Annotated in this window: 10 protein-coding genes and 1 pseudogene; 6 read left to right on the plus strand and 5 right to left on the minus strand. The window is 65.2% G+C overall.

What is annotated here, in order from left to right:
• Positions 1-48 precede the first annotated feature (48 nt).
• The gene (locus AC3WJE_RS16725) at positions 49-1503 is read right to left on the minus strand and encodes a rhomboid family intramembrane serine protease (protein ID WP_493731949.1); all 1455 of its coding nucleotides are present in this window, start codon (positions 1501-1503) and stop codon (positions 49-51) included.
• A 103-nt stretch (positions 1504-1606) separates the two neighbouring features.
• Between AC3WJE_RS16725 and greB the strand changes: the two genes are divergently transcribed.
• Positions 1607-2110: a transcription elongation factor GreB gene (gene greB / locus AC3WJE_RS16730; RefSeq protein ID WP_493731950.1), complete on the plus strand. Its 504-nt coding sequence runs from the start codon at positions 1607-1609 to the stop codon at positions 2108-2110.
• A gap of 65 nt (positions 2111-2175) precedes the next feature.
• Here greB and rimO read toward each other — a convergent pair whose 3' ends face one another.
• Positions 2176-3552, minus strand: a complete 1377-nt coding sequence (gene rimO, locus AC3WJE_RS16735; protein WP_493731951.1) for a 30S ribosomal protein S12 methylthiotransferase RimO — start codon at positions 3550-3552, stop codon at positions 2176-2178.
• A gap of 372 nt (positions 3553-3924) precedes the next feature.
• On the opposite strand from rimO, the gene AC3WJE_RS16740 reads away from it, so the two are divergent.
• From AC3WJE_RS16740 to AC3WJE_RS16750, 3 genes are read left to right on the plus strand one after another with little or no spacing between them, the layout of a single operon-like run.
• Positions 3925-4584, plus strand: a complete 660-nt coding sequence (locus AC3WJE_RS16740; RefSeq protein ID WP_493731952.1) for a dienelactone hydrolase family protein — start codon at positions 3925-3927, stop codon at positions 4582-4584.
• Entirely contained in the window at positions 4581-4988 is a 408-nt protein-coding gene (locus tag AC3WJE_RS16745; protein WP_493731953.1) for an HIT domain-containing protein, read from the plus strand. Before AC3WJE_RS16740 ends, AC3WJE_RS16745 begins: the two co-directional genes overlap by 4 nt.
• A 25-nt stretch (positions 4989-5013) precedes the next feature.
• Positions 5014-5181 carry a LiaI-LiaF-like domain-containing protein gene (locus AC3WJE_RS16750; protein WP_493731954.1) on the plus strand — a complete coding sequence of 56 codons (168 nt, stop codon included), beginning with the start codon at positions 5014-5016 and terminating at the stop codon, positions 5179-5181.
• 90 nt (positions 5182-5271) lie between these two features.
• On the opposite strand, the gene dcd is transcribed toward AC3WJE_RS16750, so the two are convergent.
• The 3 genes and pseudogenes from dcd to AC3WJE_RS16765 all read right to left on the minus strand — a co-directional run bounded on the left by dcd (position 5272) and on the right by AC3WJE_RS16765 (position 8507).
• Positions 5272-5847: a dCTP deaminase gene (gene dcd / locus AC3WJE_RS16755; RefSeq protein ID WP_493731955.1), complete on the minus strand. Its 576-nt coding sequence runs from the start codon at positions 5845-5847 to the stop codon at positions 5272-5274.
• A 138-nt stretch (positions 5848-5985) separates the two neighbouring features.
• Positions 5986-6810 (minus strand): annotated as a pseudogene (gene apbC, locus AC3WJE_RS16760) (iron-sulfur cluster carrier protein ApbC); the annotation flags it as partial.
• A gap of 104 nt (positions 6811-6914) precedes the next feature.
• Positions 6915-8507, minus strand: coding sequence for a phytoene desaturase family protein (locus tag AC3WJE_RS16765; RefSeq protein WP_493731956.1), 1593 nt, complete (start codon positions 8505-8507; stop codon positions 6915-6917).
• 387 nt (positions 8508-8894) lie between these two features.
• On the opposite strand from AC3WJE_RS16765, the gene AC3WJE_RS16770 reads away from it, so the two are divergent.
• Positions 8895-10958, plus strand: a complete 2064-nt coding sequence (locus AC3WJE_RS16770) for a M13 family metallopeptidase (protein WP_493731957.1) — start codon at positions 8895-8897, stop codon at positions 10956-10958.
• A gap of 78 nt (positions 10959-11036) precedes the next feature.
• Positions 11037-13121, plus strand: coding sequence for a M13 family metallopeptidase (locus tag AC3WJE_RS16775; RefSeq protein WP_493731958.1), 2085 nt, complete (start codon positions 11037-11039; stop codon positions 13119-13121).
• Positions 13122-13273 lie beyond the last annotated feature (152 nt).

Genomic DNA, 13273 nt, shown 5'->3' on the forward strand with positions numbered 1-13273 from the left:
ACCGGCCTGCCGCCGGGATTTCCTGACGACGCTTCCAGCTGCACGTACCTACAAGTTATCCAGCAGAAACCGCGCCTTCGCCGCCTGCGGCTGATCGGCATAACGCCCGACCAGCAGATCCAGAATGCGGCGCTGCCCCTCGGGCGCGTTCCGGTCGGCATGACGCATCGCCAGTGACAGCCATGCCTGCGCCACCACCTCGCGCGATGCAGCGGTTTCATCGAGCCCCTGCAGCAACGCCTCGGCCTCGGCGAGCAGGCCCAGTTCACTCCAGCGGCGCGCCAGCGACAGGCCCAGCATCGTCGGCAGCTGATCAAGCGACAGCTCCTGCAGCGCCGCACGCTGCGTCTGCGCCTGGCCGACATCGGCGGCCGACAGTGCCAGCAGTTCCAGCACGCGATCACACAGCGCGCGACGTTGGCCGGCGTTGCGCGCGACCCGGCAGCGCGCCAGTGCCAGATCGAAGCGCTGCGGCTGCTCGGCTGCCAGTTCGGCCAGCAACCGCTCGGCTTCGAGGTTCTCCATTCGGCCCAGATGCCGCTGCGCCCGCTCCCAGCGATCGTCCACGCGCGAAGCCGCGCCAGCATCGAGCATGAACGCCGGTCGCGTCTGCCGCGCCCACACCAGCACGCCGCCCAGCAACGCACCGGTCATCAGCCCACCGGCATGTGCATCGAAACCGATGCCCTTTTCATCGCTGAAGAACAGGTTGTACAGCTCCCAACCCAGCCACAGCGGCAACAGCACGATCGCCGGAGCGCGTATGTAGTCGAACACCACGCCGAACCAATAGAAGAAACGCACCGGGTGCCGCCCCCACACCACGCAGAACGCGCCCATCAAGGCCGCGATCGCGCCCGACGCGCCCAGCCCGCCGCCAGGCTCGCCCCAGCGCCACAGCAGGCTCACCGCACTCGCGCCCAACGCCCCCAGCAGATACACCCCCAACAGCCGCAGCGGACCGACCGCCCCTTCGAGCAGCAACCCGAGCGCGATCAGGAACAGCATGTTGCCGACCAGATGCCCCAACCCGCCATGCAGGAACGCCGAAGCCAGCATCCGCCAGGGCGACCACTCCGAGTTGCGCAGGTTGTGGCGCAGCGTGAACACGTCGCCCAGCAACACGTCGTAGCGGCTGCGCAATGGCGCCCAGGCCTGTTGCTGCCCGGCATCGTCGAACAGGCTGCCCTCGGCGAGCGCACGCTCGAAGGCAACGTCGTTGATCGTGCTGGCGGCGACGTAGGCGAACTGCAACCGCTCCGGCACGTCGCGCAGTTCCCCCAGCGCATCTGCCTGCCCGCTGCGCTGCAGGTAACGCTCGTAGGCCGGCAGCTCGTAACCCCCAAGACCGGAATCGATGTAGTAGGTCCGCGCTCGAGCAAGCGCGGCATCGTCGCCCGATTGCAGGCCGAAGAACACCCATACGTTCGCCAGCACCAGCAGCATCGTGACCCACGGGAAGGTTTCCCGGTTCAGTGGCTTGTGCAGGGGCAGGATCAACATCGCGACGCTCCATGTATCGATGGTCGGGCAGCTTCGACGATCGCCACATGACGCGCAAGGCGCTAGCATCACGCGCCCGAACCGGCCGCGATCCCGAGCCCCCATGAGCCGTTGGCGTCCCCCCGCAGAAAAGAGCACCGCCCTGATCACGCCCGAAGGCCACGCCCGGCTGAAGGCGGAGCTGGACGACCTGTGGCGGGTGCGCCGGCCGGAGGTGGTCAGGGCGCTGTCGGCTGCCGCCGCCGAAGGCGACCGCTCGGAAAACGCCGAGTACACCTATCGCAAGAAGCAGTTGGGCGAGATCGACCGGCGCGTGCGCTACCTCAGCAAACGCCTGGAAAGCCTGCGCGTGGTGGACACCGCGCCGAGTGACCCGGAGGCGGTGTTCTTCGGCGCGACGGTGGAACTGGAGGATGCCGACAGTGGCGAGGTCGTGCGCTACCGCATCGTCGGCCCGGACGAGACCGACGCCCCGCGCGGCTGGATCAGCATCGACTCGCCGCTGGCGCGCGCGTTGCTGAAGAAGCGGATCGACGACGAGTTCGAAGCGCAGCTACCGAGCGGCAAGCACAGCTTCGTGGTGCTGGCAGTGGAGTACGCCAACTAAACAATTCTGTTCTGTGGGAGGGACTCTAGGTGGCCTCGGGCCATCAGTCCCTCCCACAATATGATTCAGACGACCCGCAGATCCAGCGCACGCGCCGCAACCGGGCCTGCACCCGATGCCGGCAACGCATCACCGAACAAATCGTGCTCATCGCTCTCGGTGATTTCCACATCGACAAACTGGCCAACGCGCAGCTTCGCTTCCTCGGCATTCTGGATGTGCACCAGGCCATCGATCTCCGGCGCATCGGCCTTCGAGCGCGCTACCGCGATGCCATCCTCGATCGCATCGACCAGGCATTGCTGCACGCTGCCGATCTTGGCTTCCAGCTTGGCCGCGGAAATCGCCGCCTGCTTTTCCATGAAGCGCGCCAGCCGCTCCTGCTTCACGGCTTCCGGCACCGGATCGGGCAGATCGTTGGCGGCCGCGCCTTCCACCGGCGAATAGGCGAACGCACCGACACGATCGAGCTGGGCCGCATCGAGGAAGTCCAGCAGCGCCTCGAACTCGGCCTCGGTCTCGCCCGGGAAGCCGACGATGAAGGTCGAGCGCACGGTGATGTCCGGGCACAGCTCGCGCCAGCGCAGCACGCGCTCCAAGGTCTTGTCGACCGCGCCCGGACGCTTCATCAACTTGAGGATGCGTGGGCTGGCGTGCTGGAACGGAATGTCCAGGTACGGCAGGATTTTCCCTTCCGCCATCAGCGGCACCACGTCGTCCACGTGCGGATACGGGTAGACGTAATGCAGGCGGGTCCAGGCATCGAGTTCGGACAGCCCCTCGCACAATGCCTTCATCCGCGTGGCGTATTCGCGCCCTTGCCAGGTGCCCGGCGCGTACTTGCGATCCACGCCGTAGGCGGAGGTGTCCTGCGACACCACCAGCAGTTCGCGCACGCCGCCGCGCACCAGCCGCTCGGCCTCGCGCAGCACGTCCTCGACCGGACGCGACACCAGATCGCCACGCATCGAGGGGATGATGCAGAAGCTGCAACGATGGTTGCAGCCCTCGGAAATCTTCAGATAAGCGTAGTGACGCGGGGTCAGCTTGACGCCGTAGTCGGGCACCAGATCGACGAACGGATCGTGCCGCGGCGGCAGCGCGGCGTGCACCGCCTGCATCACGCTGTCGTAGTCCTGCGGACCGGATACCGCCAGCACGTCCGGATACGCCTCGCGGATCTGTTCCGGGCGCTTGCCCAGGCAGCCGGTGACGATCACCTTGCCGTTCTCGTTCATCGCCTCGCCGATCGCGTCCAGCGATTCGGTCACCGCCGAGTCGATGAAGCCGCAGGTGTTGACCACCACCACGTCGGCGGCATCGTAGGACGGCACGATGTCGTAGCCCTCGACCCGCAACTGGGTGAGGATGCGTTCGGAATCGACGAGCGCTTTCGGGCAGCCGAGGCTGACGAAGCCGACTTTGGGGTTCGACAAGGACATGGGAGCGAGAGAGCCTGGGGAGGAACGGCCTGGGCCTGAGCCGGCAAATTATAGCCGGGCCCGCGGCACCTCCTGAACGACGGACGATCCTGTGGGAGGGACTCCAGGTGGCCTCGGGCCATCAGTCCCGATGGGCTTTACCGGTGAAGCCGTCGGGACTGAAGTCCCTCCCACAGAAACCCCATCACGGCGAATGGCGGAATGACCTGGCCCATCGAACACGAACGAAACCCATCAACTCCCGACAGGCCCAGATCCCAACCTTGCCGAGCCCCGGATCAGGAAGTCCAGGCTGAATCACCCCGGGAACCTGGACGACACCCGCCCGGTCACAGGACGACGATAATTCCCTCCCCCGCCAGGAAAACCGCCATGGGCCACTGGACCACCCTCGACACCCCACATGGACAGGTCACCGCCTGGCATGCCAGGCCCTCCGGAACACCACGCGGCGGGCTGGTCGTGATCCAGGAAATCTTCGGCGCCAACGAACACATCCGCCAGGTCGCCGAGGACTTCGCCGCGCAAGGCTACGAGGTACTCGCGCCGTCCTTCTTCGACCTGATCGAAAAGGACCTGCAACTGCCCTACGACAACGACGGCGTGAAGCGCGGCCTGGAACTGGTCAGCCAGATCGGCGTCGACAAGGCCGTGGACGTGGTGAAGGCTGCGGCTATCGCTTTGGCGCCGGCAGGCAACACCGGCACCGTCGGCTACTGCTGGGGCGGCACGATCGCACTGCTGTCGGCCACGCGTCTGGGCCTGCCTTCGGTCAGCTACTACGGCGGTCGCAACACCCAGTTCCTCGACGAGACACCCAAGGCACCGGTGATGTTCCACTTCGGCGAGAAGGACAAGAGCATCCCGCCGGAAGCGGTGCAGCAACACCGCGCGAAGCTGCCGCAGATGGAGGTCTTCAGCTATCCGGCCGATCACGCCTTCAACCGCAGCGTCGGCCACAACTACGAGCCGGACAGTGCCCGACTGGCACGCGAGCGCACGCTGCGCTTCCTCGCGGAACAACTGGCATGAGCGACTTCCAGCTTGACGCACGCCTGGCCGCCGACAGTGTGTTCGTCGCCGACGGTCCGCTGTCGCAGATCCGCTTGATGGACGACACCCGCTTCCCCTGGCTGGTTCTGGTGCCGCGCGTGGACGGCACCAGCGAGTGGATCGACCTCGACGGCGCCCAACAGCGCCTGCTGCTGGCGGAAATCAACCAGCTCTCGCAGTTGCTGCGGGCCGAGCCCGGCGTGACCAAACTCAACATCGGCGCGCTCGGCAACATCGTGCGACAGCTGCACGTACACCTGCTCGGTCGGCACGAAGGCGACCCCGCCTGGCCCGGCCCGGTCTGGGGCAGCGGCCCGGCCCAACGCTTCGATACCGCGGCGCTGGCCGAGCGTGTCAGTGCCTGGGCGCAGCGGCTACGATAGGCGCCTCTTTACTACCGGTATTCGCATGAGATCGAACATCGTCGCCGCGCTGATCCTGATCGTGGTCGGCCTGCTGTTCCTGGCAAACAACCTGGGCTGGACCAACCTGAGCATCGGCAAGCTGATCACCACCTGGTGGCCGGCGATCCTGGTGGCGGTCGGCATCGGCATGCTGTTCGGCAGGGGCAAGTAAGGCCGGGAATGGGGAATAGAAAATGGGGAACCGCAGAAGCGGACTTCCGCTCTGCCGATTCCCCATTCCCGTTTCCCGATCCCCAGCCCGTCAGGTACGCGGCAGCGTGACCCCGACCTGGCCCTGGTACTTGCCGCCGCGATCGCGGTACGAGGTCTCACAGACATCGTCGGCATCGGATTGGAAGAACAACATCTGCGCCACGCCCTCGTTGGCGTAGATGCGCGCCGGCAGCGGCGTGGTGTTGCTGAATTCCAGCGTGACGTGGCCTTCCCACTCCGGCTCCAGCGGCGTCACGTTGACGATGATGCCGCAGCGCGCGTAGGTGCTCTTGCCCAGGCACACCACCAGCGTGTCGCGCGGGATGCGGAAGTACTCGACCGTGCGCGCCAGCGCGAAGCTGTTCGGCGGGATGATGCACTCATCGCCGATCACGTCGACGAAGCTCTTCGGATCGAACTGCTTGGGATCGACGATCGTCGAGTTGATGTTGGTGAACACCTTGAACTCGCGCGAGCAGCGCACGTCGTAGCCGTAGCTGGAAGTGCCGTAGCTGACGATGCGCTGGGCGGCGGCGTCCTGCTTGACCTGGCCCGGCTCGAACGGCTCGATCATGCCGTGCTGTTCGGCCATGCGCCTGATCCAGCGGTCGCTCTTGATACTCATGCGGGGTCCTGATGCCTGCGTGGGGCGGCAATTCTATCCTGCCGCAACGCGCGCAGGAGCGGCTTCAGCCGCGAGGGGCCTTTCTCCGGAAAAGGCCCCTCGCGGCTGAAGCCGCTCCTGCGGTCCTGCTGTTACGGGTCAGGCCAGCGAGGAAACGATCGGGATGCTGGCGCGTGGACGCTTGCCCAGCTCCTCGACCAACCGCCCCGCCGCCGCCAGATAAGCCTTCGCCGCCGCCGACTCCGGCTCGGCGACCATGATCGGCCGCCCCTCGTCGCCACGTTCGCGGATACCGATCTCCAGCGGCAACGAACCCAGCAACGGCACGCCGTACTGCTCGGCCATGCGCTGACCGCCGCCCTCGCCGAACAGATGCTCCTGCTGCCCACACTTCGAACAGGTATGCACCGCCATGTTCTCGACGATCCCGAGCACCGCGACCTCGACCTTCTCGAACATCTTCAGCGCCTTGCGCGCGTCCAGCGTGGCGATGTCCTGCGGCGTGGTGACGATCACCGCCCCGGCCACCGGGATCTTCTGCGACAAGGTCAGCTGGATGTCGCCGGTGCCGGGCGGCAGATCGATCAATAGATAGTCCAGATCGCCCCACAGGGTGTCGTTGAACAGCTGGGTCAGCGCCGAAGTCGCCATCGGACCGCGCCAGATCATCGGCGTATCCGGATCGATCAACAGCCCGATCGACATCGCCTCAATCCCGAACGCCCGCAGCGGCTCGATCGACTTGTTGTCCGGACTGTCCGGACGCCCGCTCAGGCCCAGCATCGCCGGCACGCTGGGGCCATAGATATCGGCGTCCAGGACCCCGACTTTCGCCCCAAGTTGGTGCAAAGCCAGCGCCAGATTGACCGCGGTAGTGGACTTACCCACCCCGCCCTTGCCGGAACCGACGGCAATGACATTGCGGGCACGGGGATGAGGGGACAGGCCGCCTTGCGGCCGATGAGCAAAGGTCTTCATGGGGACATTGTCGGGCAACCCCGCCGCTTTCCCAAACCCGCTCCGTCTGACGCCCCTCCTACAGCTTCCGGAGAGACAAGCAGATTCGTTCAGCTCGCCAACACCGCCCGCGCCGCGTTATGCCCCGGCGCACCGGTCACGCCGCCCCCCGGATGCGTGCCCGAGCCGCATAGATAGAGCCCCGGGATCGCGCCGCGGTAGTCGGCCTGTCCCAGCATCGGGCGGGCGGCGAACAGTTGGTTGAGGCTGAGTGCGCCGTGGAAGATGTCACCGCCGATCAGGCCGAACTCGCGTTCGAGGTCGAGTGGGCTGAGGATCTGGCGTCCCAGCACCGAGGCTGCGAAACCAGGCGCTTGTTGTTCCACCGTGGCGATCATCAGGTCGGCGACTTCGTCGCGATGATCGTCCCAGCTGCGGCCCTCCGGCAGCGTCGGTGCGACGTGCTGGCAGAACAGGCTCGCCACGTGCATGCCAGGCGGTGCCAGCGAGTCGTCGAGCGTGCTCGGGATCAGCATTTCCACGATCGGTTCGCGTGACCAGCCGAAGTCGCGTGCGTCACGCCAGGCGCGATCCATGTAATCCAGGCTCGGGGCGATGATGATGCCGGCGGTCAGGTGGTCGCCCTCGCCTGGCAGCACGCGGAAATCCGGTAGTCGCGACAGCGCCACGTTCATCCGGAACGTACCGGAGCCACAGCGCCAGTTCGTCATGCGCTCCTGGGTGGCTGCGGGCACGTGTTGAGGGTCGATCAGGCGCTCGTACAGCAACTTGGGATTGACGTTGGCGATGACGCAATCGGCATGCAGTACTTCGCCGGTGTGCGTGGTCACGCCCACGGCGCGCCCTTGCTCGACCAGCACGCGCTCGACGCCGCTTCCGACGCGTATTTCGACACCACGCTCGCGGCAACACGCCGCCATCGCCTGGGTGATCGCGCCCATGCCGCCGATCGCATGTCCCCACGCGCCTTTGACGCCATTGCTCTCGCCGAATACATGGTGCAGCAACACATAGGCCGTACCCGGCGCATATGGGCTGGCGTAGTTGCCGACGATGCCGTCGAAACCGAACAACGCCTTGATCGGCGCGCTCTCGAACCAGCGGTCCAGATATTCGGCGGCCGAGATGGTGAACAGATCGAGCAGTTCCTGCCGCAACGCCGGCGAGAGTGCATGCAGGCGTCGCCCAAGCTTGCCGGCCTGCCAGAGCTGCGGCAGCGCCTGCCACCAACTGCCGTCGGTGACGTTGGGCGGCGACTGCAATGCCAGCACGCGCAGCACGTCGGCCAGTTGTTCCAGCCGTGCTTCGTAGGCGGGCAGCCGCTCGGCGTCGCGCTTGGAGAACTTCGCGACCTCGGCCTGCGTACGTCCACCACCGGCCAGCAGATAGCCGTCCTGCAACGGCAGGAAGTTGTTGATCCGACGCGACACCACGCTCAGACCGTGGCGGGGAAGCTCCAGGTCTTCGATCACCTTCGGCTGCAGCAGCGAGACGGTGTAGGAAGCCACCGAGTTGCGGAAACCTGGATGGAACTCCTCGGTGACCGCGGCGCCGCCCACTGCACCCCGCCGTTCGAGTACCAGCACCTTGCGACCGGCCTTGGCCAGATAAGCGGCGCAGACCAGGCCGTTGTGGCCGGCGCCGATGATGATCGCGTCGTAGGGATTGCGTCGGGTGCCCATGCGGGTCTGTATAGCATGTGTCCGGGGGGCCTCGGCACCTCATCCCGCAGCACAACGGCGGACGGATACGACGACGCATCGGCATGCCGCGGGAGTGCATTCATATCGGCAAATTGACGGCGGGTCATCGCCCCCTCCTGCTCTTGCACACGCCCTCCGACAAGCCCGCTAGCGCGCCGATACCTGCATTTCAGGGGGCATACGCCGATTCCGCGCCGATGCCCCGGGCCCGCCGCCATCAGCGGGCCTGACGCGCCCGGCTCAACGCCCGAACCCCATGCAGCCATGACCTTCGACACTGACCCCCAACGTGCAGAGGTTCAGAATGCCGGCCACGGCCCCGGCAACGGGGCTTCCTTTATCCCTGCCCGCACCGGAGCCGCTTACGTGACCTTCCGCAAACCTCATCTGCTGACGCTGTCCCTGGCCGTCGCCGCCGCATTGAGCGGCTGCAAAAAGCCCGAGGAGGCGCCGGCCGTGCCCGCCAAGTCGTCCTTCGATGTATCCGAGCTGGACACTTCGATCAACGCCTGCGGCGACTTCAACGATTTCGTGAACGCCAAGTGGGTCAAAGCCAATCCCATCCCCGAGGACCGCAGCCGCTGGGGCGCGTTCGACCAACTCGCCGACAACAGCCTGAACACTCAGCATGAGATCGTCGAAGCGGCGGCCAAGAATGCCTCGGCCAATGACTCGATCGAGCACAAGATCGGGCTGCTCTACGCCGCAGGCATGGACGAAGCCGTCGTCGAAAAGATCGGCTATACGCCGATCCAGCCGCAGCTCGATGCGATCACCGCGCTGAAGAGCGGCCAGGACGTGGCTAACTACATCGTCACTCGCTACGCCGAGGGCGACGGCCAGGTGTTCGGCTTTGGTGCCGGTGCTGATTTCCAGCATGCCGACACCCAGATTGCCTACGCCGTCGAAGGCGGCCTGGGGCTCCCGACCAAGGACTACTACACCGATCCGAAGTACGCCGACATTCGCGACGCCTACCAGGCCTATATCGCCAAGTCGTTCGAACTGACCGGCATCCCGGCTGATGCCGCGAAGGCACAGGCACAGCAGGTGTTCGACTTCGAGAAGCAACTCGCCGCCGCCTCGCTGTCGCCGGTCGAAAGCCGCGATCCGAAGAACCAGTATCACTTCGTCAGTGTTGTCGATGCCGACAAGGTCACCCCGAACTTCTCCTGGGAGAAGTTCTTCGCCGCGCAGGGCGTGACCATCGACAAGGGCTTCTCGCTGTCGCAGCCGAACTTCTTCGCGGCATTCGACAAGCTGCTGGCCAGCGCGCCGATCGGACAATGGCAGGCCTATCTGCGCTTCCATGCCATCGATGCCGCCGCTCCCGCACTGAGTAAGGATTTCGTTGATAACAGCTTCGACTTCCACGACAAGACTCTGGCCGGCCAGCCGCAACAGAAGCCACGCTGGAAGCGCGTGCTGACTGCAGTCAACAGCTCGATGGGCGAGGCACTCGGCCAGTTGTACGTCGCGCAGAAATTCACACCGGAAGCCAAGCAGCGTGCGCAGGAACTGGTCGACAACGTACGTAACGCACTGAAAGCACGGATCGAGAAGCTCGACTGGATGAGCGAGGCGACCAAGGCCGAGGCTATCGCCAAGTGGAGCACCTTCCTGCCCAAGATCGGCTACCCGGACAAGTGGCGCGCGTGGGATGGCCTGCAGTTGAAGGAGGGCGACTACTACGGCAACCTGCAGGCAGCGGCCAAGTTCAACTACCAGTACGACCTCTCCAAGATCGGCAAGCCTACCGACCGCAAGGAGTGGGGCATGACCCCGCAGACGGTCAATGCCTACTACAACCCAACCGACAATACGATCAACTTCCCGGCCGCGATCCTGCAGCCGCCGTTCTTCGACGCCAACGCCGACGATGCGATCAACTATGGCGGCATCGGCGCGGTGATCGGGCACGAGGCCAGCCACGGCTTCGACGACGAAGGCAGCCAGTTCGATGGTGCAGGCAACAACAAGGACTGGTGGAGCAAGGAAGACCGCGAGAAGTTCGAATCGCGTACCGCCAAATTGGTCCAGCAGTTCAATGACTACACGCCGATTCCTGGCAAGTCGGACCTGCACGTCAATGGCCAGCTGACTCTGGGCGAGAACATCGCCGATCTGGGTGGCCTGAACGTCGCATACGACGCACTGCAGACAGCACTGAAACAGCACCCGGATGAAGCAAACAAGAAAATTGACGGCTACACCCCAGACCAGCGCTTCTTCCTGAACTGGGCCAGGGTATGGCGCAGCAATATCCGGGAGAAGGCTGCGATCCTGCGATTGAATACCGACCCACATGCCCCGGCCTCACTGCGCGCCAGTGCCGCACCCTCGAACATGCCGGCCTTCGCCGCAGCGTTCTCGTGCAAGCCGGGCGACAAGATGGTCCGTCAGGGCGACCAGCAGGTCGTCATCTGGTAATTGCTGCAACCACGGACGGCGGGCTGCGGCCCGCCGTCCGCTTTCTTTTTGCCCCCACACTCTAATTGGCGCATCTCCATGAACGCTCCCAAGATCATCGGCCTGTCGATGGCCGTAGCCCTGGTGCTGTCCGGCTGCAAGGACCCGTCCCCGGCCGCAGCTCCGCAAGCCGATGCACAGGCGACGCCGGCCGCAACGGCCAAATCCTCCTTCGACGTGTCCGAACTGGATACCTCGTTGAACGCCTGTAACGACTTCAACGCCTTCGTCAACGCCAAGTGGGTCAAGGCCAACCCGATTCCCGCCGACCGCACCGGCTGGGGTGCCTTCGACAAGCTGGCCGACGACAGCCTCAACGTGCAGCACGACATCGTCGAGACCGCCGCCAAGAACACCCAGGCCGCCACCGACTCGATCGAGCACAAGATCGGCGTGCTGTATGCCGCCGGTATGGACCAGGCCGCGATCGACAAGGCCGGTTACACGCCGCTGCAGCCGCAGCTGGACGCCATCGCCAGCCTGAAGGACGGCCACGCCGTTGCCGACTACATCACGCAGCGCTACGCCGAGGGCGACGACTACGTGTTCTCGTTCGGCGCGGCGCCCGACTTCGACGATGCCAAGCTGCAGATCGGCTACGCCGGCGAAGCCGGCCTGGGCCTGCCGACCAAGGATTACTACACCGATCCCAAGTACGCCGAGATCCGCAGCGCCTACCTGGCCTACATCGCCAAGTTGTTCACGCTGACCGGCACTCCTGCCGACGCCGCCGCCAAGCAGGCCCAGCAGGTGTTCGATCTGGAGAAGGCGCTCGCCGCCGCTTCACTGACGCCGGTCCAGGCACGTGATCCGAAGAACCAGTACCACTTCGTCAGCGTCGCCGCTGCCGACAAGGTCACCCCGCACTTCTCCTGGGACACGTTCTTCCAGGCCCAGGGCGTCACCATCGACAAGGGCTTCTCGCTGTCACAGCCGACGTTCTTCGCCGCCTTCGACAAGCTGCTGGCCAAGGCACCCGCCGAGCAGTGGCAGGCCTATCTGCGCTTCCACCTGATCGATGGCGCGGCCAACGCACTGAGCCAACCGTTCGTCGATGCCAACTTCGATTTCTGGGGCAAGACGCTCTCCGGCCAGCCCGAACAGAAGCCGCGCTGGAAGCGCGTGCTGCGCGCGGTCAACGGCTCGATCGGCGAAGGCCTGGGCCAGCTGTACGTGGCACGCGAGTTCACTCCGGAAGCCAAGGCGCGCGCCAGCGAACTGGTCGACAACGTGCGCAACGCCCTGAAAGCGCGCATCGATAATGTGGACTGGATGAGCCCGGAGACCAAGCAGAAGGCGCTGGCGAAGTGGAGCACCTTCCTGCCCAAGATCGGCTATCCGGACAAGTGGCGCGACTGGTCCGGCCTGGAATTCACAGGCGACTACTACGGCAATCTGCAGGCCGCCGCCAAGTTCAATTACCACTACGACATCGGCAAGATCGGCAAGCCCACCGACCGCAAGGAATGGGGCATGACACCGCAGACCGTGAACGCGTACTACAACCCGACCGACAACACGATCAACTTCCCGGCCGCGATCCTGCAGCCGCCGTTCTTCGATGCCAAGGCGGACGATGCGATCAACTACGGCGGCATCGGCGCGGTGATCGGTCACGAGGCCAGCCATGGCTTCGACGACGAGGGCAGCCAGTTCGACGGTGACGGCAACAACAAGGACTGGTGGAGCAAGCAAGACCGCGAGAAGTTCGACGCGCGTACCGACAAGCTGGTCAAGCAGTTCGACGCCTACACCCCGATCGCCGGCAAGCCCGACCTGCACGTCAACGGCAAGCTGACCCTGGGCGAGAACATCGCCGACCTGGGCGGCATCAACGTCGCCTTTGATGCACTGCAGACCGATCTGAAGGCCCACCCGGAGCGTAACGTAGCGGTGGATGGCTACTCGCCGCAGCAGCGGTTCTTCCTGAACTGGGCGCGGGTCTGGCGTGGCTCGCTGCGCGACAAGCAGCAGGAGCTGTACCTCAACATGGACCCGCATGCGCCGATCGCGCTGCGTGCCATCGCCGCGCCGTCGAACATGCCGGCGTTCGCGCAGGCGTTCCAGTGCAAGGCGGGCGATGCCATGGTCCGCCCGGACGAACAGCGTGTGGTGATCTGGTAACCGCCCAAGCCAGCAAGTCCCGAAGGCCCGGCATCGCCGGGCCTTTTTTTGCGCTATTGGCATTGGGCGATGAACTTGTGGGAGGGACTCTGGGTGGCCTCGGGCCATCAGTCCCGACGGGCTGTACCGATAGAGCGTCGGGACTGATGGCC

It is taken from the genome of Pseudomonas sp. GW821-FHT07E12, assembly GCF_058986605.1.

Bases quoted from the DNA above. Each gene is read 5' to 3' on its own strand.
- AC3WJE_RS16740 (WP_493731952.1), top strand. From the start codon at position 3,925: ATGGGCCACTGGACCACCCTCGACACCCCACATGGACAGGTCACCGCC.
- dcd (WP_493731955.1), bottom strand. From the start codon at position 5,847: ATGAGTATCAAGAGCGACCGCTGGATCAGGCGCATGGCCGAACAGCAC.
- AC3WJE_RS16745 (WP_493731953.1), top strand. From the start codon at position 4,581: ATGAGCGACTTCCAGCTTGACGCACGCCTGGCCGCCGACAGTGTGTTC.
- AC3WJE_RS16775 (WP_493731958.1), top strand. From the start codon at position 11,037: ATGAACGCTCCCAAGATCATCGGCCTGTCGATGGCCGTAGCCCTGGTG.
- greB (WP_493731950.1), top strand. From the start codon at position 1,607: ATGAGCCGTTGGCGTCCCCCCGCAGAAAAGAGCACCGCCCTGATCACG.
- AC3WJE_RS16765 (WP_493731956.1), bottom strand. From the start codon at position 8,507: ATGGGCACCCGACGCAATCCCTACGACGCGATCATCATCGGCGCCGGC.
- AC3WJE_RS16750 (WP_493731954.1), top strand. From the start codon at position 5,014: ATGAGATCGAACATCGTCGCCGCGCTGATCCTGATCGTGGTCGGCCTG.
- rimO (WP_493731951.1), bottom strand. From the start codon at position 3,552: ATGTCCTTGTCGAACCCCAAAGTCGGCTTCGTCAGCCTCGGCTGCCCG.
- AC3WJE_RS16725 (WP_493731949.1), bottom strand. From the start codon at position 1,503: ATGTTGATCCTGCCCCTGCACAAGCCACTGAACCGGGAAACCTTCCCG.